Source organism: Stenotrophomonas sp. JC08, from assembly GCF_052180205.1.
GTDB lineage: Bacteria > Pseudomonadota > Gammaproteobacteria > Xanthomonadales > Xanthomonadaceae > Stenotrophomonas.
Window position 1 is genome coordinate 296,957 of the sequence record NZ_CP197473.1, and the last position, 22,673, is coordinate 319,629.

A 22,673-nucleotide genomic window follows, 5' to 3' on the forward strand; every position below is an offset into this window, starting at 1 on the left:
CCCGGAACGCGCCGGTGTGCCCGGCCGCCAGCATCCGCACAGCGGCTGCACCGGTGGCGGTGGCCAGCTGTGGTAATTTCCGTAGCCTGATTCATCCGTCGCTGCCTGCGCCGGCAGCCTGCTGTCGTAGTGGTGATTCCGTGGAACGGACATGCACACGATCGAAGTCGCGCTGGCGATGCTGGTGGCCGTTGTCGCCAGTGGTTACCTGGTAAGAATCCTGCCTTTCTCGCTGCCGCTGCCGCTGGTGCAGATCGGCCTGGGGGCGTTGATCGCCGGCGTGTTCAAACGCGGCCACGCGCTGGACCCGGATATGTTTTTCCTGCTGTTCCTGCCGCCACTGCTGTTCCTGGATGGCTGGCGCATCCCCAAGCAGGGCCTGTTCCGTGACAAGGGCGCGATCCTGGAGCTGGCCTTTGGCCTGGTGGTGTTCACCGTGGTCGGGGCCGGGCTGCTGATCCACTGGATGATCCCGTCGATGCCGCTGGCGGTGGCGTTCGCACTGGCGGCGATCATCTCGCCGACCGATCCGGTGGCGGTCGGGGCGATCGCCTCGCGTGTGCCGATGCCCAAGCGGCTGATGCACATCCTCGAGGGCGAGTCGCTGTTGAACGACGCCTCGGGCCTGGTGTGTTTCAGCTTCGCGGTGGCGGCGGTGATGACCGGCACGTTCTCGCTGGCACAGGCTTCATTGAGCTTCTTGTGGCTGGCGATTGCCGGGCTGGCGATCGGCGTGGCGGTGACCTGGGGCGTGTCCACATTCCAGCGGTGGCTGTGGCGCAGCTTCGGCGAGGAACCGGGTACGGCCTTGCTGGTCAACCTGCTGATCCCGTTCGCCGCCTATCTGCTGGCCGAGGAATTCAACGCCTCGGGCATCCTCGCGGCGGTGGCGGCGGGCATCACCATGAGCTATGTCGAGCTGAGCGGTCGCATCACCGGCAGCATGCGTGTGCAGCGTGCGGCGGTGTGGAACACGGTGCAGTTCAGCTTCAACGGCATCATCTTCGTGCTGCTGGGCGAACAGCTGCCGGGCATCGTCGAGCGCGCGGTGGACAGCATGCAGCGCAGCGGCCATCACCATCCGTGGTGGCTGCTGGTATATGTGCTGGCGATCAACGCCACGCTGGTGGTATTGCGGCTGGCGTGGGTGTGGCTGTCGCTGCGCTGGAACCTGCTCAAGGCCCGCTGGCGCGGCGAGCAGGGTCCACGCATGCCGACACGCGTGGTGCTGGCGATGTCGGTGGCCGGCGTGCGCGGTGCCATCACCCTGGCCGGCGTGCTGACGCTGCCACTGATGGTGCCGGGGGGGGATGCGTTTCCGGCTCGTGATCTGGTGATCTTCCTGGCCGCGGCGGTGATCCTGGTATCGCTGGTCAGCGCCAGCCTGATGCTGCCACGCCTGCTGCGGGGGCTGGAGCTGCCGCGCGATGACAGCGGCCGGCGCGAGGAGGAGCTGGCACGCAAGCTGTCGTCCAAGAGCGCGCTGGCGGCGGTGGAAAAGGCACGCCAGCAACTGGTGGAAGGCCAGCCGGTGACCAGTGTGCAGCTCTACAACGATGCCGCGGCGCGGGTGAGCCTGCTGTACCGGCGCAATCTGGAAAAGGGCCAGGGGCCGGATGGCGACCCGGAAAAATTCAGGCGCATGGAGCAGGTCTATCGCAGCCTGCGCGCGGCCGGGCTCAGTGCCGAGCGCGAGGAACTGTTCCGGCTAACCCGGCGCGGGCAGATCTCCGACGAGCTCGCGCGCAAGCTGATCCGCAATCTGGACCTGCTGGAAAGCCGGCAGCGCGATTAAAGCAGGCGCGAGTGAAGCGCAACGGGCAACGGGCAACCGCAGAAGCAGGCGCTGCTTCCACGTGTTTCCCGTTGCTCCCATCCGTCACTTGCTTTCGAGGAAATACGGTTCCACCGTGCCGTTGATCTTCAGCGTCATCGGATTGCCACGACGGTCGCGGGCCTTGCCGGCCTGCACGCGGATCCAGCCTTCGCTGACCGAGTATTCCTCCACGTCATCGCGCTCGATGCCGTTGAAACGTACGCCGACACCGCGCTGCAGCGCTTCGGCATTGTGGAACGGACTGTGCGGGTTGACCGCCAGATGATCGGGAGGGGTATCGCTCATATCGGTATTTCACTGAAGGCCACCGTGGCCCTCTTCGGGGCGCAAGGATAACCGCTGTGACGGCGCCAGGCTTTCGCTGTCACGCCGCGGGCGGCAGAATGCGCGCCAGACCTGTAGTGGAAGCCGACCCATGCCTGACAACAGCGCCGATTACGAAGATTCCGATGAGCTGCACCCGGACTTCGGCGAAGACGACCATCCGGCGCGGGTCTGGAACCTGCTGTGGCTGATCAATCCCGGCGACGAGGACGCGGCACTGCAGCAGTTCGATGCCTGGCGCGAAGCCCGCGCCGGTGCCGAAGAGGACGGCAGCGACGAGCAGTGGCTGTGGGACCTGAAGGACGCCATCGACTGGCGCTCGGGCTTCTACGTGGACTGGAAGGACACCGACTCCTTCGTCGCGGCGATGGAGGAGCTGGCCACGCGCTGGAACCTGCGCATCGACTGGGGCGGCGATCTGGATGACGAGGAGTTCACCGACGGGCTGGATGTGCCGGCGCTGATGGGCATCGCCTACGACAAGCTGCGCGAGCACGGCTATTCGCTGTGGAACTGGAGCACCGATGGCGATGCCTACGCCGGCTGGATCGCGCTCAGCCGTGATGACGAGGCGATGCTGGCGCTGTGCTCGCTGCTGGGGGTGGAAGTACGGCCGGGCAGCGACCCGTTCTAAACGAATTCTGCAGGAGCGGCGTCAGCCGCGACCCCGTGCTCCAGCGGATCATCGGCACGCCGATTGCTTCCCTGATCTCGGCTTTCGCGGCATCAGCCGCTTCTGCAATCCGCCGGCGGGTCAGGGCTGGTACTGCGCCCGCGCGTTGGCAATGACCTGGCGCAGCAGGGCGCGGTCGGTATGCCGAGAAATCGCCTTTGCGCCCAACGCGACGGCCTGGGCATGCAGGGAGGCCGGTACGTCGTAATGCGCGCCGCTGGGACGGTTCTGGAACGCCCGTCGCGGGATCCCGAGCCGCTGCGCCAGCGCATGCAGCTCGGGCAGGGTGTCGGCCATCAGATGCGCCCAGCGCTCGCCGCGCCACGGGTGGACCGCATCGTCGATATAGACCGTCACGAGCGTGCCGTGGCTCAGGCCTTGGGCGCGGTGTCGCTGCTGGCGTCGGCGGCCGGCACTTCCGTTTCCGCAGCGGTTGCGGTGTCGTCAGCGGCGGTTGCGTCCGCGTCCTCGGCGGCGGTTTCCGCGTCGTCGCCCTCGAACTCGGCGACCAGGGCGGCCAGATACTCGTCGGCGGTCTTGCCCTCTTCGGCGGCCAGGTCGTCGATCATCTGCTGCAGGGCTTGGGAGTATTCCAGGGTGACCTTGCGGCCTTCCTTCTCCTGCACGTTGGCCAGGTGCTTGAGCATGGCCAGCATCGGCACCGGGTTGTCGGCGTTGCCCATGGTCTGGCCGCCGATGGCCAGCAGCCACTCGTTGCCCTGCAGGCCGATGGCGGCCACCACCTGGCCTTCTTCATTGACCAGCACGGCGTGGTTCTGCACCGGCTGCTGGGCGTTCAGGCGGGCGAACGGACGGCGCGGGGCCTGCTTCTTGCGCTTGTCGCGCTTGGCTTTGGAAAGCTTGGACATGGGCTTCGGAATAGAAGGAAAACGGGGCCCATTGTAGGCCTCAGTCGGCAACCGTGACCGGGTCGCCGCCACTCGCGGCCGCTGCGGCGGGGGCTGCCGGGGCCGGCAGTGGCAGGGTGCCGGTTTCGTTCAGGGCCGCGGCTTCGGCCTCGCTGGTCATCACCACGATGCTGATGCGGCGGTTGATCGGGTTCTGCGGGTTGGCCTTGTCGAACAGCACCGAGGAGGACAGCCCGACCACGCGCGCGACCTTGGCCTCGTCCATGCCCGCTTCCAGCAGCGTACGCCGCGCCGCATTGGCGCGGTCGGCGCTCAGCTCCCAGTTGCTGTAGCCCAACCGGGTGGAATAGGCGGTGGTGTCGGTGTGGCCGGTCAGGCTGATGCGGTTGGGCACCTGGCTGATGAAGTGCGACAGTTCCTGCAGGATCGCCTGCGTGTACGGCATCAGCCGTGCGCTGCCGAGGTCGAACATCGGCCGGTTCTGCTGGTCCACGATCTGGATGCGCAGGCCTTCGGGAGTGATGTCCAGCAGCAGCTGGTCCTTGAACGGCTCCAGCGCCTGGCTCTGGCTGATGGCTTCCTGCAGTTCCTGCTTCAACGCTTCCAGCCGCTGTTTCTCGCGCTTGCGTTCCTGTACCGGGGTCGGCACGGCTTCCTGCTGGTTCTGGAACGGGTCGTTGCTGTTGCCGCGCGATACATCGGTGGCGCCGCCGAGCTTGATCATCGAGGTGCTGGCGCCGCCCGGACCGGCCATGCCCGGTGCCGGCGTGGCGCTGCTGCCGGACAGCGGGCTGGGATTGCGGAAGTATTCGGAAATGGCCGCGCGCTCGGGTTTGCTGGTGGCGGCCATCAGCCACAGCACCAGGAAGAAGGCCATCATCGCGGTGACGAAGTCGGCGTAGGCCACCTTCCACGCACCGCCGTGGTGGCCGGCGCGTTTGACCTTCCTGACCCGGCGGATCACCACCGTGGGTTTGCTTTCGCTCATCGCGCGCGCCTTACTTGACCGACTTCAGGTGCTGCTCGAACTCGCTGAAGCCCGGGCGCAGCGCCGAGGGCACCGTCTTGCGGGCGAACTCCAGCGCGATCTTCGGGTTGTGGCCGCGCAGGCAGGACAGCAGCGCGGTCTTGACCGATTCGTAGATGCGCGCGTCCTGCTCGGCGCGCGCTTCCACCGCTGCCGCCAGCGGGCCGACGAAACCGTAGCCGAGCAGGATGCCGAGGAAGGTGCCCACCAGCGCGCCGGCGACGTGGCCGCCGACTTCCTGGATGTCGCCGCCGATCGAACCCATGGTGATGACGATGCCCAGCACCGCGGCAACGATGCCGAAACCGGGCAGGCCGTCGGCGACCTTGTTCAGCACGTGCGCCGGTGCCAGCACTTCCTCGTGGTGCTTCTCCAGCTCCAGTTCCAGCAGCGCTTCCAGCTCGTGCGGCTCGATGTTGGAGCCGATCATCAGCCGCAGGCAGTCGGTGATGAAGTCCATCAGGTGCTGATCGGCCTGGATCTTCGGGTAGCTGGCGAACACCGGGCTGTCGGCCGGATTCTCCACATGCTCCTCCAGCGCCATGAAACCTTCCTTGCGCGCCTTGTTGAGCAGCTCGTAGAGCAGGCTCAGCACGTCCAGATAGTCCTGGCGCCGGTACTGCGGGCCCTTGAACGTGCCCACGACCGCGGCCAGGGTCTGTTTGACCAGCTTGAGCGGCGTGCCGACCAGGAACGCGCCCAGCGCCGCGCCGCCGATGATCACCAGCTCATAGGGCTGCCACAGCGCCCCCAGGCGCCCGTGCGCCCCGACATAACCGCCGAGCACGGCAACGATGACAACCAGCAGGCCGACGAGAATGAGCATGGGAGCAGACGCGGGAAGGGGATGTCCCGTTGTCGGCCGCCCGCGTGGAATCTGTAGCCGCAGCGCACGCCGGCGAAACCGGCAGCCCCCGGATCGGGGATCTGCCGGCAATTGCCTTGAGGTCGGCGGCTTGCCCGGCGCCTGCCCGCTGCCGTCCCGCGGTGCTGGACCCTGGCCCGGCCAGGACGCCTCCCGGCTATGCCGCCGGCTGCGCCTCGGCGCCGCCACGCTGCAGCGGATCCGGGTAGGGCTGGCCGTTCTCCACGAAATCCAGCGACACCGAGTTCAGGCAATGCCGGTCGAAGGTCGGCGGCGGGCCGTCGGGAAAGACGTGGCCCAGATGGCTGTCGCAGCGGGCGCAGACGACCTCGGTGCGCACCATGCCGTGGCTGGTGTCGCGGATCCCGCGCACATGCGCCGGATCGAACGGGGCGAAGAAGCTGGGCCAGCCGGTACCGGAGTCGAACTTGGTACTGGAGCGGTACAGCGGCAGCCCGCACAGCCGGCAGCAGTAGACGCCCTCGCGCTTGTTGTCGAGGAACACGCCGCAGAACGGTACCTCGGTGCCGTGCTGCAACAGCACGCGTGCCTCGTCCGCCCCCAGGCCGGCGATGAGGTTGGCGCGCTGCAGCGCATCGGGAGGCGTGAGGTCGAAGGCGGACATGGGCGATCTCCGGTGAACGGATGCCCATGGTAGGCCGCCGCGGAAGTGCGACCAACCGGTGGTGTTCATGTCGTTGTTGGCCGGGTGCAGGCATGCTGGCGGTGTCATCGCTGGAGATCGCCATGAAACGGATGTTGCCCGCCATCCTGCTGCCGGCACTGCTGGTGCTGTTGTCACCGACGACGGCACAGGCGCAGCTCAAGCCTGCGGCCGCGCCTACCGCGACCCGCGCGGTGCGCTTGCCGCCACCTTCCCGCTCCCATGCCGATGACAACAGCCAGGCGGCGGCCAATGCGCGGCTGCAGGAGCGCCTGCGGCAACCGGCACTGCACAGCGAGCCGGCTGCCAGGCCCAAGCCGCTGTCAAAGCCGCAGGCCCGCCCGGTGTATGACGGCAAGGGGCGGGCGCTGCAGGGCATGCAGCAGGCTGGTCCGGACCGGGTGCTGGATACCCGCACCGGGCGCTACCACCGCACCGTACCCAGCGGAGATGGCCAGCGCATCGTCGATTGAATGCGCGGCGTGGCTGGTGTGCGCAGGCAGGCGCACGGACTTCCGGCGTCTGCCGCGTCTATTCGCCGATCGGCAGGCTCAGGGTCTCCTTGACCTCTTCCATCACGATGTAGCTCTTGGATTCACGCACATGCGGCAGGGTCAGCAGGGTGCTGCCGAGCAGCTTGCGGTAGGACGCCATCTCGTTGATGCGGGCCTTGAGCAGGTAGTCGAAATCGCCGGAGACGAGGTGGCATTCCAGCACGTTGGGCAGCTTCAGCGCGGCGCGGCGAAACTCCTCGAAGATGTCGCCGGATTTGTAGGCCAGGCTGATTTCCACGAACACCAGCAGGCCGGCCTTCACCAGTGACGGCTCCAGCCGCGCGTAGTAGCCGGTGATCACACCTTCGCGCTCCAGCCGGCGCACCCGCTCGGTGCACGGCGTGGTCGACAGGCCGACGCGTTCGCCCAGTTCGGTGAAGGAAATGCGCCCCTCCTGCTGCAGGATGCGCAGGATGTTGCGGTCGATCTTGTCCAGTTCGCGGCTGCGGGGAGGCATGGCACTCTGGTTTGCGGGATTGTTTCGAGAGATTACCCCGCAGGTGATCCATAAGACAGAAAAAACAACTGCCATGTGCCGAATATACTTCGTGGATTACAGGGTCTGCCGCGTAGATGGCAGGAAATGATCGGGTCAGGAGAGAGAGATGCGTGTTCTGGTGCTTGGCAGCGGTGTGATCGGCACGACCAGTGCCTGGTATCTGCGGCAGGCCGGCTTTGACGTCACCGTGGTGGACCGCCAGCCGGGCCCGTCACTGGAAACCAGTTTTGCCAATGCCGGCCAGCTGTCGTTCGGCTACACCTCGCCGTGGGCCGCGCCGGGCATACCGTTCAAGGCGATCAAGTGGCTGTTCGAGGAACATGCGCCGCTGGCGATCCGCCCGACCGCCGATCTCAACCAGTACCGCTGGATGCTGCAGATGCTGCGCAACTGCACCTCGGCCCGTTACGCGGTGAACAAGGCGCGCATGGTGCGCATGTCCGATTACAGCCGCGACTGCATCAACGCGCTGCGCGCTGAAACCGGCATCGATTACGAAGGCCGTCTGCTGGGCACCACCCAGTTGTTCCGCACCCAGCAGCAGCTCGATGCCGCCGCGCAGGATATCGAGGTGCTGCGCGAATACGGCGTGCCGTATGAAGTGCTGGACCGCCAGGGCATCGCCCGGGTCGAACCGGCGCTGGCCGGCAAGACCGACATGCTGGTCGGCGCGCTGCGCCTGCCTGAGGACCAGACCGGCGACTGCGAGCTGTTCACCCGCAAGCTGGCCGCGCTGGCCGCCGCCAGCGGTGTCGAATTCCGCTACGGGCACAGCATCGATGCGATCCAGCGTGATGGCGACCGCATCACCGGGGTGCGCATCAACGGCCAGCTGGAAACCGCCGACCATTACGTGCTGGCCCTGGGCAGCTACTCGACGCCGCTGCTGGCGCCGCTGGGCCTGCACCTGCCGGTGTATCCGCTGAAGGGCTATTCGCTGACGCTGCCGATCACCGACGCGGCGATGGCGCCGACCTCGACAATCCTGGACGAGAGCTACAAGATCGCCGTCACCCGTTTCCAGGACCGCATCCGCGTCGGCGGCATGGCCGAGATCGCCGGTTTCGACCTGTCGCTGGACCCGCGCCGGCGCGCCACGCTGGAGAAGGTGGTCAACGATCTGTATCCGCAAGGCGGCGACCTGTCGCGTGCCGAGTTCTGGACCGGCCTACGCCCGGCCACCCCGGACGGCACCCCGGTGATCGGCGCAACCCCGTATCGCAACCTGTTCCTCAACACCGGCCACGGCACCTTGGGCTGGACCATGGCCGCCGGCTCCGGCCGCTATCTGGCCGACCTGATCAGCGGCAAGCAACCGCAGATCAGCAGCGAAGGCCTGGACATCTTCCGCTACCGCAAGGGACGCCACTGATGCGCCCGGCACAGGCACTGATCGACCTGCAGGCGCTGCGCCACAACTACCGGCTGGCCAGGCAGCTGGGTGGCGGCAAGGCGCTGGCGATCATCAAGGCCGATGCCTATGGCCATGGTGCGGTGGCCTGCGCGCGCGCGCTGCAGGATGAGGCCGATGGCTTCGGCGTGGCCTGCATCGAGGAGGCGCTGGAACTGCGCGCGGCCGGCATCCGTGGGCCGATCCTGCTGATGGAGGGCTTCTTCGACGCCACCGAACTGCCGCTGATCGTCGAGCACGATTTGTGGACGGTGGTGTCCTCGCGCTGGCAGCTGGAAGCGGTGGAGGCGTTCAGGACCGACGCCACGCTGCGCATCTGGCTGAAGCTGGACAGCGGCATGCACCGGCTTGGGCTGTCGCCGGAGGAATTCCGCGACGCGTATGCGCGCCTGGACGCGTTGCCGAATGTCGGCCCGCTGGTATTGATGAGCCATCTGGCGCGGGCCGATGAACTGGACAGCAACCGCACCCGTGAACAGCTGGAGGTGTTCAATCGCGCCATCGACGGCCTGGCCGGCGAAACCAGCCTGTGCAACTCGCCGGCGCTGCTGGGCTGGCCGGACGTGCGCAGCGACTGGGTGCGCCCGGGTCTGATGCTGTACGGCGCCGACCCGCTGTATCCGCAGCCGAGCCCGCACGCGGCGCAGCTGCGCCCGGTGATGACCCTGCAGTCGCGGGTGATCGCGGTGCGCGAACTGGCCGCCGGCGAGCCGCTCGGCTATGGCGCGCGCTTCATCGCCGAACGGCCGACCCGTGTCGGCGTGGTGGCGATGGGCTATGCCGATGGTTACCCGCAGTTCGCCCCGAACGGCACGCCGGTGCTGATCGACGGCGTGCCCGGCCAGCTGATCGGCCGGGTGTCGATGGACATGCTGACCGTGGACCTCACCGCGCATCCGCAGGCCGGCCACGGCAGCATCGTGCAGCTGTGGGGCAACGCGCCGACGATTTCCGAGCTGGCGCCGCGCTGCAATACCAGTGCCTACCGGCTGCCGTGCAGCCTCAAGCGCACCCCGCGTGTGTATCTGTCCGAATAAGCGCTGGCGTGCAGGAACAGGAAGGGCCGCATTGCGGCCCTTTCCTTTTACATCTGCGATCGGGGATTACAGCCCGGCGGTGTTGCGATCGGCGCGCAGTTCGCGGCGCAGCCAGTCATCGAGCAGCTGCTTCTCATAGCGCAGCGGGTCGGTATCGGACGGACGCGGATTGCCATACAGATAGCCGCTGTCCACCAGCTTGCGCTCGCCCTGGTCGATGACCTGGCCGTCGGCGCCGGTGAGGGTGAACTGCAGGCTGATCCGCGGCGGATAGATGTCGCGCATGAAGCGCACATCGTCCAGTCGCGGGCCGCGCCACGGCTCGTAATCGCCGGCACGCTTGATGTCGGTGATGGTCACCGCCAGTGTCTGTCCCGCCGGCAGCCGCTTGTCGGCCTGCTTGCGCAGGTGTTCGGCCAGCTTCACTACCCAGTTGCCGCGTTCGGCCTCCCAGCGGTTGCGGCTCTGGCGCAGTTCGGAGAACTCGCCCGGGTCGGTCCATTGCACCTGCACCGGACCTTCAGCAGGCAGCGCGCGCGGAGCGTCGGCCGCGGTGACGGTCCGAGGGCCGGCCCAGGCGGCACCGGTGGCCAGCAGGCCGGCCAACAGGAGTGGGGTAAGGGCGGTGGTTCTCATGGGTGTTCTCCTTGAGCATGCGTGTATCGAGTGTGGGGCCGCGGTGGGGACAGGGCAATGGATGGCGTGCCAGCGGCGCATACAGGTTGCGCGCGATTCATCATCACGTTGCGTGGATTGCCGCCGGCACAGACTGGTTCCGCCTGCCGCATCCCGGTACTCCCCCCGCGCCGCCATGCTTTCCGCCGACCATCCATCGCCGCTCCCGTTGTCACCGTTTGCCAGCACCGGCCTGGAGGGCTCGCAGTTCTACCAGGAGGTGATCGAAGCGGCGGGCGTCGGTTTCTGTGTGCTGGAGGTGATCTTCGATGCGGGCGTGCCGGTGGACCTGCTCTACTGCAAGGTCAACAGTGCCTTTGGCCGCATCACCGGGCTGGAGGATGTCACCGGTCGGCGGGTAAGCGAGCTGATTCCCGATCTGGAGGCGTACTGGCTGCGGGTCTTCGCCCGTGTGGTCGAGGAGGGCGGCGCCGTCCAGTTCGAGCGGCAGGTGCCGCAGCTGGGGCGGTTCTATTCGGTGGAGGCGGTGCGGCTGGGAGATGCGCGGCTGCACCGGTTGGGCGTGCTGTTCTTCGACATCTCCAGACGCAAGCAGATGGATGCGGAGCGGGCCGAGAGCGAAACGCGCTTCAGCGCCCTGGCCGATGGCCTGCCGGTACCGGCGTGGGTGCTGGACGAACACGGCCAGCTGCGTTTCAGCAACAGCGCGTTCGCCCGGTTTTTCGGCACCGCTCCCGGGGCTCATGTCGAGCCGCACTGGTGGCGGAGCCTGCTGCATCCCGACGAGCACGCGGCGTTCGAACACGGGCTGGACAAGGCGTTGAGCGAAGCCGGTGAGCTGCATCGGGAGGTGCGCGCGCAACGTCACGACGGGCAGTGGCGTTGGCTGGAGATGAATGCTGTACCGCGGTTTTCAGCGGACGGACGCTTCATCGGCCTGAGCGGCAACAGTACCGACGTCACCGGGAGGCATGAAGTCGAGCGCGCGCGCGCGATGCTGCTGGAGGCCGAGCGGGATGTTCGCGATGCCACCGAACACATGGCGCACCTGAAGGACGACTTCCTCGCCACGCTATCGCATGAGCTGCGCACGCCGTTGACCACGATCCTGGGCTGGAGCGAGCTGTTGCTGCAGCGCATGGAGGCCAATGACCCGATGCGACGGGGCATGGAGGTGATCGCCAGCAGCGCGCGGGTGCAACAGCGGCTGATGTCGGACATGCTCGATCTGGGCAGCCTGCTGCTGGGCAAGGTGCGTTTGGAGCTGGAAGTGCTGGACCTGGCCGCGCTGGTGCGGCAGGGCGTGGAGGCGCGGCGTGCGGCAGCCGAAGCCAAGCCGCTGGAACTGCGGCTGCATGTGCCCGAAGCTCCCTGTCCGGTGTTGGGTGATGCCGCGCGTTTGCGGCAGGTGCTGGAAAACCTGCTGGCCAATGCGATCAAGTTCACGCCGGCCGGTGGCCACGTCGAGGTGGCGCTGTTGCATGGGCAGGGACAGTTCCTGATCGAAGTACGTGACAACGGCGACGGCATCGTGCCGGAATTCTTCGGCCGCCTGTTCAACCATTTCAGCCAGGCCGACAGTACCTCCACCCGCCGCCATGGCGGGCTCGGGCTGGGGCTGGCCATCGTCCAGCAACTGACCGGACTGCACGGCGGCGATGTGTCGGCGGCCAGTGCCGGGCCCGGCAAGGGGGCGGTATTCAGAGTGCGCCTGCCGGCGTATCAGCGGCGTGTCATCCCGTTTCCGCAACAGGTATTTCCCGCCAGCAGCGGTGACGGAGCCGCGCTTGATGACGGACTCGCCTCGCCGCCGTCGTAGGGTGCGGGCCGGGAGAATGACATTGCCCGTACGGGTATCCGTGGTTGTCTGATCGCCTAGTAGAGAAGCAAGTCCGATTACGGCGCCGGATGCCGGGCAGGTGCTCTCTCTCCCGGTTGCTGCAATGAGGGTGGTCACAATGTGGAGCTCCTCGCCATGCCGGGTGGCACCCTGGAGCGGGGATTCCGTTGCCCGCCAAGAGGATGGTTGGCAGCCGCGTGCCAGTGGCGCGATTTTGCGCGGCATTCACACGGGATGTGCGTAGTGTGGTTTCCATCACCGAGGATGCCGTGATGATCCAGTACGCACCCCATGTCTATTCCGATCCCTTGCGCATTGCACTGCTGGAAGCGCTGCTTGGCCAACTGGCCGAGCGCGAGCGGGTGGTTCTGGTCCTGCAGAGCGGCAACCGGGTGGCGGGCACGGTGAGCGCCCGCCCGAGCCTGCAGCATTTTTTCGACCACAACGAACAGTCCGGGGTGAATGCCACGGTGCGGCTGGACGATCTGGGCCGCTGTTCGCAACAGCATGTGGTGTGGCTGGACAGCATCTGCGAGGTGTTGCGGGTGCCCGGTGATGCGGCCTGAAAACCGGCGTCGGGCGGGATCGCTAGAATAGGCGGTCCGTTCTTTTCTGCCGGTTGATGATGGCTGCCCCGCACGATGCTCCCCTGGAAACCCTTTTCCTTCCGTTTTCCAGCGGCAATCTGCGCTGGCCGCAGGGGCCGGTGCTGTTCCTGCGCGCGCGTGATGGCTGGCCGCTGCGAGAGCACGCCGCCAGTGACCAATTGATATGCGAGCAGAGCTTCCGTCCGTTCGCTGCGGCGCTGGAGCACAGTGGCTGGCAGGTGCGCAATGAGGCCCAGGTGCAGGCCGATGCCACCCGCTACGCGCTGGTGCTGGTGTTGCCGCCGCGACAGCGTGACGAGGCCCGCGCGCTGTTCGCCCGCGCCGTGGAATTGCTGGCGCCCGGCGGCATCGTCGTGGCCTGCCAGTCCAACAACGAGGGCGCGCGCTCGGGTGAAAGCGACCTGCAGCAGCTGGCCGGCCTCGGCGGCAAGCTGACCAAAAACCACTGCCGCACCTACTGGACCGCGCCGGCCCAGGGCAATCATGACGAGGCGCTGCACCAGCGCTGGGCCGCGCTGGATGCGCCGCGCACCATCCTCGATGGCCGCTTCCACAGCCGCCCCGGTGTATTCGCCTGGGACCGCATCGACCCGGCCTCGGCGCTGCTGGTCGAGCAGCTGCCGGCCGATCTGGCCGGCCATGGCGCCGATCTGGGCGCCGGCTGGGGTTACCTGTCGGCCGAGGTGCTGGCACGCTGCCCGAAGGTGACGGCGCTGGACCTGTACGAAGCCGAATCGCGCGCGCTGGAACTGGCCCGCCGCAACCTGGCCGGCAGCAATGCCAGGCTGGATTTCCGCTGGCATGACGTCACCGCCGGCATCGACGGCCGCTACGACTTCATCGTCTCCAATCCCCCGTTCCACACGCCCGCACGCGAGGACCGGCCGGACATCGGCCAGCGTTTCATCGCCGTGGCCGCACAGGCGCTGCGCCCGGGCGGCAAGCTGTTCATGGTCGCCAACCGCCACCTGCCGTACGAGCAGATCCTCAATGACAGCTTCGGCCAGGTGCACGTGGCCGCCGAGCGCGACGGCTTCAAGGTCATCGTCGGCACCCGTGGAGGCCGCGCATGAAGCTGGTCAAACACATCGCCAACCTCGGCTACGGCAGCCGCAAGCAGGTGCAGGGCATGTTCCGCGAAGGCCGCATCACCGATGCCGAGGGCGAGGTGCTGTATGCCGACGACAAGGTCGAGCACGCCGTCATCCGCATCGACGGCGAGCCGCTGGACCCGCCGCCGGGGCTGACCCTGATGCTGCACAAACCGGCCGGCTACACCTGTTCGACCAAGGACATCGGCCGGTTGATCTACGACCTGCTGCCCGACCGTTTCCGCGACCGTGATCCGGTGCTGTCCAGCGTCGGCCGGCTGGACCGCGACACCTCCGGGCTGCTGCTGATGACCGATGACGGCCAGCTGCTGCACCGCATCGTCTCGCCCAGGTCGAAGCTGGACAAGGTCTACGAGGCGCATCTGGCCGAAGACCTGCGCGGTGACGAGGCCGCGCGCTTTGCCAGCGGTGAACTGCTGCTGGAATCGGACGACAAGCCGCTGCTGCCGGCCGAGCTGGAAGTGCTGGGCCCGCGCCACGCGCGGCTGACCCTGCACGAGGGCCGCTACCACCAGGTGCGGCGCATGTTCGCCGCGGTCGGCAACCATGTGCAGACGCTGCACCGCTGCAAGGTCGGTGGGCTGGAGTTGGGCGATCTGGGCGAAGGCCGGTGGCGGCAGCTCGATGCCGGCGACCTGGCCACGCTGTTTGGAGAAACGGACTGATGGAAATGGCGGTCCTGGGCAGGCGTCCGCATGCGGTGATCTTCGACATGGACGGGCTGATGCTGGACAGCGAGCGCGCCTTGTTGGGCTGCCTGGAGCATGTCGCGCGGCAACAGGGCTGCACGGTGTCGCGCGAGCTGCTGCTGTCGCTGATCGGCTCTTCCGACGCGGTCACGCGCCAGCGTCTGGGCGATGCGCTGGGCATGGAACGTACCGATGCGCTGCTGGCCGCCTCCTATGCGCGCTACGGCGGCATCGTCGAGGCGGGGGTGCCGCACCGGCCGGGCATCGTCGAGCTGCTGGAACTGCTGGTCGAACACGCGGTGCCACGCGCGGTGGCCACCGCCACCCGCCAGCCATTGGCCTCGCGCAAGCTCGAAGCGGCCGGGCTGCTGCACTATTTCAACGCGGTGGCGACCAGCAGCGAGGTCGCCCATTCCAAGCCGGCGCCGGATATCTACCTGCTGGCCGCGCGCAAGCTGGATGTCGATCCGGCCCACTGCCTGGCGCTGGAGGATTCGCCGACCGGCGTGCGTGCGGCGCTGGCCGCGGGCATGACCACCGTGCAGGTGCCGGACCTGCTGGCGCCGGATGAGCAGGTGCGGGCGCTGGGGCATCGTATCGTCCATTCATTGCACGAGGTGCGCCAGCAGCTGCTGCCGTGGCTGGATGCCGCGCCGGCGCTGCAGGCCGAATGACGCAGCCGGCCGGGCCGCAATGGAAACGGCACGACTCTTTCAAATCGCGCCGCCCCAGGAGCTGCCGTTCGCCGAAGCCGCGGCTCAGTCGTCGGCCAGCAGCCTGTTCCAACCGTCCACGCCGAGCCCGTCGAGCGTGGCGATGTTGCGCTCGACAATCACGTCCGGGTCCGGGAATGCGGCCACCGCCCGTTCCACGCTGTCCTCGCGCAGCAGGTGCAGGGTCGGATACGGCGAGCGGTTGGTGTAGTTGGACACGTCATCGGCCGCCGCGCCGGCGAACTGGTAATCCGGATGGAAACTGGCCACCTGCAGGATGCCCTGCAGATCCAGCGCCTCCAGCGCCGCGTCGGCGTTGTCGAGGAAGTCGTTGTAGTCGAGGAAATCGGTCAGCACGTCCGGGTGCACGATCAGCGTGGTATCGATCTGCTCGGCCGGGGTGTCACGCAGCCGCAGCAGTTCCTCGGCCAGTTCTTCCAGCAGCGCCTCGGGCGTGGTGGCGTCGCTGAGCACGAAGCGCACCTGCTCCTTGACGTACACCGCCTTGGCGAACGGGCACAGGTTCAGGCCGATCACCGCCTTCTCCACCCAGCGGCGGGTGACGGCAATCGGGTCGGCGGCGCCGGCCGGCACGGGCGTGGACTCAGTCACGGAAGTTCTCGAACTGCAGCGGTACTTCGAACTCGGTCTTCTTCAGCAGCGCGATCACGTCCTGCAGGTCGTCGCGCTTCTTGCCGGTCACGCGCAGCTTGTCGCCGTTGATCTGGGTGTCGACCTTGAGCTTGGCCTCCTTGATCTTCGCGGAGATCTGCTTGGCCAGCTTCTGCTCGATGCCCTGCTTGACGGTGACCTGCTGGCGCGCGCCACCCAGGTTGGTGTCGATGTCGCCGAACTCCAGGCAGCGGAAATCGATCTGCCGTGCGCCCAGGCGCTGCTTGAGGATGTCGCCCATCTGCTTGAGCTGGAAATCGGTCGGTGCGGTCAGCTTGATCAGCTTCTCGTCCTCCAGCACATATTTGGCATCCACGCCCTTGAAGTCGAAGCGGGTGGACAGCTCGCGGTTGGCCTGGTCGATGGCGTTGGTCAGCTCGTGCTTGTCGACTTCGGAGACGACGTCAAAGGAAGGCATGGGCCTGCTCCCGGCAATGAAAACGGGCTCCATTCTAGGCGATCGACGCCGCAGGCAGCGGGGCGCCTGCGGCTGCGCCGGGGTGCTGCGCAGGTGGCGGCCCGGGGGCAACGGGCGGGCTGCGGCCGGGGGTGACGGGCGGGAAAGTCGCCGGGCCGGCGCGTGATCCCGCCTGAACATGCAATGCCCAAGCGGGTGCCTTGCGCTGGGCGAGGGCGGATAATCGCGCCATGTCTCCGAGCAAATCCCCCGCGCGCGCCATCGCCTGGATGCTGGCCGCCGTCGCCTTCTTCTCGCTGATGGATGCCGGCATGAAGATGCTGTCGGCCAGCTACCCCACCTTGCAGGTCACCATGCTGCGTGGCGCGGCGTCGTTGCCGTTCGTGCTGGTGTGGGTGCTGGCTACCGCCGGGCCGCGCTCGATCATCCCGGTACGCTGGGGCCTGCACCTGCTGCGCGGCGTACTGGGCATGGTGATGATCGGCTGCTTCGTCTACGCGTTGCGTACGTTGCCGCTGTCCACCGCCTACACCATCTATTTCGTCTCGCCGCTGCTGGTGGCGGCGCTGTCGGTGCCGCTGCTGGGCGAGCATGTGGGGCCGCGGCGCTGGGTGGCGATCGGTATCGGTCTGGTCGGCGTGCTGGTGGTGCTGCGTCCCGGCGTGGACGGCATCATCTCGCTGCCGGGCCTGATGGTGCTGGTGGCCGCGCTGGCCTACGCCATCGCCTCGGTGACGGTGAGCCTGCTGACCCGCACCGACACCTCGCAGTCGATGGTGGTGTGGTTCCTGCTGATCATGGCCGTCGGTGCCGGGCTGCTGGCGTGGCCGCAGTGGCGGCCGCTGCAGTGGCAGCACGCGGCGCTGATCGCCGGCATGGGGCTGGCCGGGGCGTTGGGGCAGATCGCGCTGACGCGGGCGTTCCAGCTGGGCCAGGCCTCGCTGATCGCGCCGCTGGAATACACCGGGCTGGTCTGGGTGATCGGCCTGGACCTGCTGCTGTGGGGCGTGCTGCCGGACCGGCTGACCTGGCTGGGCGGGGCGATCATCGTCGCCAGCGGCCTGTACCTGCTGCATCGCGAGCGGGTGCAGCACGCGCGCCGCAGCGGCACGGTGGATCATCCCTGAGGCCCGGGCGGCGTCGCCGGCGATTGCTTAGAACCAAAAGGAATAACATTCCCGGTGCTGGCACGCGCGCCGATGGCCCGTCGCTGCTAGGCTGCACGCCCGTTCCAACCCGCCCCGGATTGCCCTGGCAGTGATCGCGTTCCAGAACCTGCACAAGTCCTATCCCGTCGATGGTCGCGCGATCACCGCGCTGCATCCGCTCGACCTGCAGATCCACGCCGGCGAAGTGTTCGGCATCATCGGCCACTCCGGCGCCGGCAAATCAACCCTGATCCGCCTGATCAACCGGCTCGAAGAACCCAGCGGCGGCCGCGTGCTGATCGACGGCCAGGACGCCACCGCGCTCGATGCCGACGGCCTGCGCACGCTGCGCCGCCGGATCGGCATGATCTTCCAGCACTTCAACCTGCTGTCGGCGCGGACCGTGGCCGGCAACGTGGCGTTTCCGCTGGAACTGGCCGGCACGCCGCGCGCCGAGATCGACGCACGTGTGGCCGAACTGCTGCGCACCGTCGGGCTGGAGGCGCATGCGGGCAAGTACCCGGCGCAGCTGTCCGGTGGGCAGAAGCAGCGTGTGGGCATCGCCCGCGCACTGGCGACGCGGCCGCAGATCCTGCTGTGCGACGAGGCCACCAGCGCGCTGGACCCGCAGACCACCGCCTCGGTGCTGGCGCTGCTGGGCAAAATCAACCGCGAGCTGGGCCTGACCATCGTGCTGATCACCCACGAGATGGACGTGATCCGCCGCGTCTGCGACCGCGTGGCGGTGCTCGATGCCGGCCATCTGGTGGAGATGGGCCCGGTGACCGGGGTGTTCCTGCATCCGCAACACCCGACCACGCGCCGCTTCGTGTCCGAATCCGAGCATGTCGACGAAGGTGAGCAGCGCCGTGATTTCGCCGCGGTCAACGGCCGCATCCTGCGCCTGACCTTCATCGGCAGCGACACCTACGAGCCACTGCTGGGCCGTATCGCCCGCGATACCGGGGTGGACTACAACATCCTGTCCGGGCGCATCGACCGGATCAAGGACACCCCCTACGGCCAGCTTACCGTCGCGCTGGCGGGGGGCGACGAGAACGCCGCCCAGGCCGCCTTCGAGGCGGCGGGTGTGCATGTGGAGGTAGTGCGTCAATGAGCATCGCAGCCGCGACCGGCTTCTTCCGCCATCTGGATGCCGGCAAATGGGCCGACATCGGCCAGGCCATGATCGACACCCTGCTGATGCTGGCCGGGTCGTTGCCATTGACGATGATCATCGGCCTGCCGCTGGGGGTGCTGCTGTTCCTGGCCGGCTCGCCGCAGCTGCGCCGCCGGCCGCTGCTGTATGGCGTGACCGCGCTGGTGGTGAATATGCTGCGCTCGGTGCCCTTCATCATCCTGATGGTGGTGCTGATTCCCGTCACGCTGGCCATCATGGGCACCTCGCTGGGCGTGCGCGGCGCGATCCTGCCGCTGGTCATCGGTGCGGCACCGTTCTATGCGCGGCTGGTGGAAACCGCATTGCGCGAAGTCGATCGCGGCGTGATCGAGGCCAGCCAGGCGATGGGCGCGACCACATCGCAACTGGTGTTCAAGGTGCTGCTGCCTGAGGCCCGGCCCGGCCTGATTGCCGGGGCGACGGTCACCACCATCGCGCTGGTCGGTTTCACCGCGATGGGGGGCTTCATCGGCTCCGGCGGGCTCGGCGATCTGGCCTTCCGCGACGGCTACCAGCGCTCGCACACCGACGTGGCACTGGTCACCGTGGTACTGCTGCTGGTGCTGGTGCAGCTGCTGCAGATGCTCGGCGACCGGCTGGTCGCGCACTACAGCCGCAAATAGCATTCCGGCGGGCCGCGCGACAGCCGGGCGGCCTGTTACGGTATGCCGTCCATCCTTCCCCACAGGATCCCGATCCCCATGAACAAGCTGTTCGCGCTTCCCCTGTTCGCCACCATGCTCGCGCTGTCGGCCTGCGGCAAGCCCGCCGCCGATGACTCCAAGCTGGTGGTGGCCGCCACCGCCGTGCCGCATGCGGAGATCCTGCAGGTGGTCAAGCCGATTCTGGAAAAGCAAGGCGTCACGCTGGATGTGCGCGTGTTCAACGACTATGTGCAGCCCAACGACCAGCTGGTGCAGAAGCAGGTCGATGCCAACTACTTCCAGACCGAGCCGTACCTGGACGCCTACAACCGCGATCGCAAGGCCGGCCTGGTCACCGTCGTCGGCGTGCACATCGAGCCGTTCGGCGCCTATTCGCGCCGCTTCAAGTCGCTGGCCGAGCTGCCGGTGGGGGCCGATGTGGTCATTCCCAACGACCCCAGCAACAACAGCCGCGCGCTGATCCTGCTCGACACCGCCGGCGTGATCAAACTCAAGGATCCGTCCAACGCGCTGTCCACCCAGCGCGACATCGTGGATAACCCCAAGCAGCTCAAATTCCGCGAGCTGGACTCGGCGATGCTGCCGCGCGTACTCGACCAGGTCGATCTGGCGCTGATCAACACCAACTACGCGCTCGATGCCGGGCTGAACCCGACCCAGGACGCGCTGGCGATCGAAAGCAGCGAGTCGCCGTACGTGAACTTCCTGGTGTCGCGTGCCGACAACAGGGGCGACGCCCGCGTGCAGAAGCTGGCCGCCGCGCTCACCGGCCCGGAAGTGAAGGCCTTCATCGAACAGAAGTACCAGGGCGCGGTGTTGCCGGCGTTCTGACCGGTATCCATCTCTGCGCGATGCCACCGGGCGCATACGCTGGCCCGGCGGGTGTGGGCTGGTGACGTGGCGTCGCCGGCAGGTGCGCAGTACGCTGGTGCCCCGGTCCAAGGAAGCTGCCGATGGGCTTGCTGCATCTGACAGGTCGACGCCTGGCGCACTATCTGGCGCAGCCGCGCCGCCACCAGAGCCGGCCGCCGACCGGTGATCCGGCACTGCTGGCGCGCACGCTGCAGCGCGGCGATGTGTTGCTGGTGGAGGGCAACAGCCGCTTCGCCACCGCGATCAAGTTCCTGACCCAGTCCACCTGGTCGCACGCCGCGCTGTATATCGGCGAGGAGCCGCTGCACCCGGGCGGTACGCCGCAGCCGATGCTGATCGATGTGGATGTGGAGCGTGGTGTGCAACGGATTCCGCTGGTCGCGTATTCCTGCCAGCACACGCGCATCTGCCGGCCGCAGGGACTGTCGGCGGAGGTGGTGGAGCAGCTGGTGGATTTCATGCGCTCGCGACTGGGCTACAGCTACGACCTGAAGAACGTGTTCGATCTGGCGCGCTATCTGGTCCAGCCGCCGGTGCCTGCCCACATGCGCCGGCGGATGATCGCACTGGGCAGTGGCGAGCCGACCAAGGCGATCTGTTCCACGCTGCTGGCGCAGGCGTTCGAATCGATCCGCTACCCCATCCTGCCGGAGATCGAGGCGGTGCAGGCCTATGCCGGTGGCCGCGAGCAGCGGCAGGAAATCCTGCACATCCGCAACTACAGCCTGTACACACCGCGCGACTTCGACGTGTCGCCGTTCTTCGACATCATCAAGCCGCGCGTGCGTGCCGGGTTCGACTACCGCGCGCTGCGCTGGAGCAAGGATGCCGGCCCGTGACAGCTGCGGCCCGGCGCCAGCACACAGCCGATAAAACGCCACAGGCACGGACCGTGGACGATCCGTGCCTGTGGGAGTGACAGCCGTTCTGTTATCGGGAAATCAGAAGCGGGCGCCGATGCCGAAGCCGACGGTCCACGGGTCCAGCTTCAGTTCGCCGGCGTTGCTGCCGGCCACGCGCAGTTCCGGTCGGGCGTGCATGTAGCGCGCATCGGCGCGCGCGAACCAGGTCGAATTGATGTTCATGTCCACACCGACGGTGCCGATCGCGCCCTTGGCGGTCTCGATGCCGACATGGTTGCCGGTGTCGCTGAGGCCATCGATCTTTTCGTTGCTGAAGTTCGATTCGTAATAGCCCAGGCCCACGAACGGACGGAACACGTTGTCGGCAGCGCCGAAATGGTACTGCGCGCTCAGCGCCACCGGCTGCTGTTCGACGGTGCCGGCCTTGGCACCGCCCGCGGTGCGCACGCGGTGGTTGAACTTGTCGGCGGCTCCCCACAGTTCCACGGCGAAATTGTCGTTGATGTAGTAGCTGGCGCTCAGGGTCGGGGCCGGGCCGCCATCGAACTTGTCGATGCCCTCGGCCGGATCGCTCTTGGGCTGCAGCAGGCTCACGCCACCCACCACGGCGAAGCGCTTGCCGGACGCACTGTCAGCGGCAGCGTCCTGCGCGAATGCGGTGGACGACATTGCCAGGGTGGCAAACGTGGCAAGGCTGAGAATCTTGATCGAACGCATGGTGTACTCCTCGTATCTCCAGAATCGGGATAACGTTGTTGTCGAGGCCCTCGTTGCGGGGCATGCGAAACCCTAGCGATGACAACATGAATCGCTCTGTACGCAGCCGCCCGACGTTCAGGAAAAAGCCGGGAAACCCCATGAATTCCGCAGTGCGCGGAAAATTTCCATTCACGAAGTCGAGATGTGCGTGATGACCGGAACACTGCTGCGTGGTCTTGATCCGCACGTGGATGGACAGGCGCGCGTGTTGCTGCTCGGCTCGATGCCGGGCGCGGTTTCATTGCATCAGGCGCAGTACTACGCGCACCCGCGCAATCGCTTCTGGCCGCTGATGGCGGCGCTGTGTGGTGTCGATGCGCAACTGGATTACCCGCAGCGCATCGCACGCCTGCAGCAGGCCGGCATCGGCCTGTGGGATGTGATCGGCCAGTGCCGGCGCGCGGGCAGTCTGGATACGGCCATCGTACGTGGCAGCGAAGTGGTCAATCCGTTGCCGCAGCTGATGCGGACCCTGCCGCAGCTACAGGTGATCGCCTGCAACGGTGCGGCGGCCCATGCCGCGTTCCGGCGCTGGGTGCAGCCGGAATTGCCGCCCGCGCTTGCCGGACTGCCTCTGCTCGCGCTGCCATCGACCAGCCCGGCCAATGCGGCCTGGTCGCTGCCGCGTCTGCTGGAGCAGTGGCGGCAGCTGCAGCCATGGCTGATCGGTGGCCATGATGCGGGAAACGGCGCGGGAAGCGCCATGGCCGGGCAGGACAGTTGAGACAGGCATCAGG

27 protein-coding genes are annotated in these 22,673 nt (G+C 67.3%); 16 read left to right on the top strand and 11 right to left on the bottom strand.

The features are described from left to right. Positions 1 to 151 precede the first annotated feature (151 nt). Complete coding sequence (locus ACSBPQ_RS01245; protein WP_442683281.1) at positions 152 to 1,795, top strand: Na+/H+ antiporter; 1,644 nt, start codon at positions 152 to 154, stop codon at positions 1,793 to 1,795. A gap of 84 nt (positions 1,796 to 1,879) precedes the next feature. On the opposite strand, the gene ACSBPQ_RS01250 is transcribed toward ACSBPQ_RS01245, so the two are convergent. Then, positions 1,880 to 2,122 carry a DUF3297 family protein gene (locus ACSBPQ_RS01250; RefSeq protein ID WP_442683282.1) on the bottom strand — a complete coding sequence of 81 codons (243 nt, stop codon included), beginning with the start codon at positions 2,120 to 2,122 and terminating at the stop codon, positions 1,880 to 1,882. 130 nt (positions 2,123 to 2,252) lie between these two features. Here ACSBPQ_RS01250 and ACSBPQ_RS01255 point away from each other — a divergent pair, with 130 nt between their 5' ends. Continuing rightward, complete coding sequence (locus ACSBPQ_RS01255; protein ID WP_442683283.1) at positions 2,253 to 2,795, top strand: DUF6630 family protein; 543 nt, start codon at positions 2,253 to 2,255, stop codon at positions 2,793 to 2,795. 120 nt (positions 2,796 to 2,915) lie between these two features. Here ACSBPQ_RS01255 and ACSBPQ_RS01260 read toward each other — a convergent pair whose 3' ends face one another. The 5 genes from ACSBPQ_RS01260 to msrB all read right to left on the bottom strand — a co-directional run bounded on the left by ACSBPQ_RS01260 (position 2,916) and on the right by msrB (position 6,220). Next, entirely contained in the window at positions 2,916 to 3,191 is a 276-nt protein-coding gene (locus ACSBPQ_RS01260) for a DUF4031 domain-containing protein (protein ID WP_442683284.1), read from the bottom strand. Positions 3,192 to 3,205: 14 nt separating this feature from the next. Next, a complete protein-coding gene (locus ACSBPQ_RS01265) occupies positions 3,206 to 3,703 on the bottom strand; it encodes a hypothetical protein (protein WP_442683285.1) in 498 nt (165 codons plus the stop codon). A gap of 40 nt (positions 3,704 to 3,743) precedes the next feature. Further along, positions 3,744 to 4,691 carry a flagellar motor protein MotB gene (gene motB, locus ACSBPQ_RS01270; protein ID WP_442683286.1) on the bottom strand — a complete coding sequence of 316 codons (948 nt, stop codon included), beginning with the start codon at positions 4,689 to 4,691 and terminating at the stop codon, positions 3,744 to 3,746. Between the two features lie 10 nt (positions 4,692 to 4,701). Beyond that, a complete protein-coding gene (gene motA, locus ACSBPQ_RS01275; RefSeq protein ID WP_442683287.1) occupies positions 4,702 to 5,556 on the bottom strand; it encodes a flagellar motor stator protein MotA in 855 nt (284 codons plus the stop codon). Between the two features lie 196 nt (positions 5,557 to 5,752). Then, a complete protein-coding gene (gene msrB, locus ACSBPQ_RS01280; RefSeq protein ID WP_442683288.1) occupies positions 5,753 to 6,220 on the bottom strand; it encodes a peptide-methionine (R)-S-oxide reductase MsrB in 468 nt (155 codons plus the stop codon). Positions 6,221 to 6,342: 122 nt separating this feature from the next. On the opposite strand from msrB, the gene ACSBPQ_RS01285 reads away from it, so the two are divergent. Next, positions 6,343 to 6,732, top strand: coding sequence for a classical arabinogalactan protein 4 (locus ACSBPQ_RS01285; RefSeq protein ID WP_442683289.1), 390 nt, complete (start codon positions 6,343 to 6,345; stop codon positions 6,730 to 6,732). Between the two features lie 58 nt (positions 6,733 to 6,790). On the opposite strand, the gene ACSBPQ_RS01290 is transcribed toward ACSBPQ_RS01285, so the two are convergent. Beyond that, positions 6,791 to 7,270, bottom strand: coding sequence for a winged helix-turn-helix transcriptional regulator (locus tag ACSBPQ_RS01290; RefSeq protein WP_442683290.1), 480 nt, complete (start codon positions 7,268 to 7,270; stop codon positions 6,791 to 6,793). 148 nt (positions 7,271 to 7,418) lie between these two features. On the opposite strand from ACSBPQ_RS01290, the gene ACSBPQ_RS01295 reads away from it, so the two are divergent. Next, positions 7,419 to 8,684, top strand: coding sequence for a D-amino acid dehydrogenase (locus ACSBPQ_RS01295; protein ID WP_442683291.1), 1,266 nt, complete (start codon positions 7,419 to 7,421; stop codon positions 8,682 to 8,684). Continuing rightward, positions 8,684 to 9,760, top strand: a complete 1,077-nt coding sequence (gene alr, locus ACSBPQ_RS01300; RefSeq protein ID WP_442683292.1) for an alanine racemase — start codon at positions 8,684 to 8,686, stop codon at positions 9,758 to 9,760. Before ACSBPQ_RS01295 ends, alr begins: the two co-directional genes overlap by 1 nt. 66 nt (positions 9,761 to 9,826) lie before the next feature. Here alr and ACSBPQ_RS01305 read toward each other — a convergent pair whose 3' ends face one another. Continuing rightward, on the bottom strand, positions 9,827 to 10,396 hold the full coding sequence (locus ACSBPQ_RS01305; protein WP_442683293.1) for a DUF3016 domain-containing protein: 570 nt from the start codon (positions 10,394 to 10,396) through the stop codon (positions 9,827 to 9,829). 175 nt (positions 10,397 to 10,571) lie between these two features. On the opposite strand from ACSBPQ_RS01305, the gene ACSBPQ_RS01310 reads away from it, so the two are divergent. From ACSBPQ_RS01310 to ACSBPQ_RS01330, 5 genes are all read left to right on the top strand, one after another. Then, a complete protein-coding gene (locus ACSBPQ_RS01310) occupies positions 10,572 to 12,215 on the top strand; it encodes a PAS domain-containing sensor histidine kinase (RefSeq protein ID WP_442683294.1) in 1,644 nt (547 codons plus the stop codon). Between the two features lie 266 nt (positions 12,216 to 12,481). Then, positions 12,482 to 12,802, top strand: coding sequence for a DUF3247 family protein (locus tag ACSBPQ_RS01315; protein WP_442683295.1), 321 nt, complete (start codon positions 12,482 to 12,484; stop codon positions 12,800 to 12,802). Positions 12,803 to 12,861: 59 nt separating this feature from the next. Further along, positions 12,862 to 13,917, top strand: a complete 1,056-nt coding sequence (locus tag ACSBPQ_RS01320) for a class I SAM-dependent methyltransferase (protein ID WP_442683296.1) — start codon at positions 12,862 to 12,864, stop codon at positions 13,915 to 13,917. Next, positions 13,914 to 14,621 carry a pseudouridine synthase gene (locus ACSBPQ_RS01325; protein ID WP_442683297.1) on the top strand — a complete coding sequence of 236 codons (708 nt, stop codon included), beginning with the start codon at positions 13,914 to 13,916 and terminating at the stop codon, positions 14,619 to 14,621. The genes ACSBPQ_RS01320 and ACSBPQ_RS01325 overlap by 4 nt, the downstream gene beginning before the upstream one ends. Further along, on the top strand, positions 14,621 to 15,319 hold the full coding sequence (locus tag ACSBPQ_RS01330; RefSeq protein WP_442683298.1) for an HAD family hydrolase: 699 nt from the start codon (positions 14,621 to 14,623) through the stop codon (positions 15,317 to 15,319). The genes ACSBPQ_RS01325 and ACSBPQ_RS01330 overlap by 1 nt, the downstream gene beginning before the upstream one ends. Before the next feature lie 84 nt (positions 15,320 to 15,403). On the opposite strand, the gene ACSBPQ_RS01335 is transcribed toward ACSBPQ_RS01330, so the two are convergent. Both ACSBPQ_RS01335 and ACSBPQ_RS01340 read right to left on the bottom strand, forming a co-directional pair. Further along, on the bottom strand, positions 15,404 to 15,970 hold the full coding sequence (locus ACSBPQ_RS01335; protein WP_442683299.1) for a DUF1415 domain-containing protein: 567 nt from the start codon (positions 15,968 to 15,970) through the stop codon (positions 15,404 to 15,406). Further along, a complete protein-coding gene (locus ACSBPQ_RS01340) occupies positions 15,963 to 16,448 on the bottom strand; it encodes a YajQ family cyclic di-GMP-binding protein (RefSeq protein ID WP_442683300.1) in 486 nt (161 codons plus the stop codon). The genes ACSBPQ_RS01335 and ACSBPQ_RS01340 overlap by 8 nt, the downstream gene beginning before the upstream one ends. Before the next feature lie 230 nt (positions 16,449 to 16,678). Between ACSBPQ_RS01340 and ACSBPQ_RS01345 the strand changes: the two genes are divergently transcribed. The 5 genes from ACSBPQ_RS01345 to ACSBPQ_RS01365 all read left to right on the top strand — a co-directional run bounded on the left by ACSBPQ_RS01345 (position 16,679) and on the right by ACSBPQ_RS01365 (position 21,153). Then, complete coding sequence (locus ACSBPQ_RS01345) at positions 16,679 to 17,575, top strand: DMT family transporter (RefSeq protein WP_442683301.1); 897 nt, start codon at positions 16,679 to 16,681, stop codon at positions 17,573 to 17,575. 130 nt (positions 17,576 to 17,705) lie between these two features. Continuing rightward, positions 17,706 to 18,713: a methionine ABC transporter ATP-binding protein gene (locus tag ACSBPQ_RS01350; protein WP_442683302.1), complete on the top strand. Its 1,008-nt coding sequence runs from the start codon at positions 17,706 to 17,708 to the stop codon at positions 18,711 to 18,713. Continuing rightward, positions 18,710 to 19,399 (top strand): methionine ABC transporter permease, encoded by a 690-nt coding sequence (locus ACSBPQ_RS01355; RefSeq protein WP_442683303.1) that lies wholly within the window; start codon positions 18,710 to 18,712, stop codon positions 19,397 to 19,399. Before ACSBPQ_RS01350 ends, ACSBPQ_RS01355 begins: the two co-directional genes overlap by 4 nt. 78 nt (positions 19,400 to 19,477) lie before the next feature. Continuing rightward, a complete protein-coding gene (locus ACSBPQ_RS01360; protein WP_442683304.1) occupies positions 19,478 to 20,272 on the top strand; it encodes a MetQ/NlpA family ABC transporter substrate-binding protein in 795 nt (264 codons plus the stop codon). A gap of 122 nt (positions 20,273 to 20,394) precedes the next feature. Continuing rightward, positions 20,395 to 21,153, top strand: coding sequence for a YiiX/YebB-like N1pC/P60 family cysteine hydrolase (locus ACSBPQ_RS01365; RefSeq protein WP_442683305.1), 759 nt, complete (start codon positions 20,395 to 20,397; stop codon positions 21,151 to 21,153). A 102-nt stretch (positions 21,154 to 21,255) separates the two neighbouring features. On the opposite strand, the gene ACSBPQ_RS01370 is transcribed toward ACSBPQ_RS01365, so the two are convergent. Then, positions 21,256 to 21,894 carry an OmpW/AlkL family protein gene (locus ACSBPQ_RS01370; protein WP_442683306.1) on the bottom strand — a complete coding sequence of 213 codons (639 nt, stop codon included), beginning with the start codon at positions 21,892 to 21,894 and terminating at the stop codon, positions 21,256 to 21,258. Between the two features lie 193 nt (positions 21,895 to 22,087). Between ACSBPQ_RS01370 and ACSBPQ_RS01375 the strand changes: the two genes are divergently transcribed. Continuing rightward, a complete protein-coding gene (locus ACSBPQ_RS01375) occupies positions 22,088 to 22,660 on the top strand; it encodes a DNA-deoxyinosine glycosylase (RefSeq protein WP_442683307.1) in 573 nt (190 codons plus the stop codon). Positions 22,661 to 22,673 lie beyond the last annotated feature (13 nt).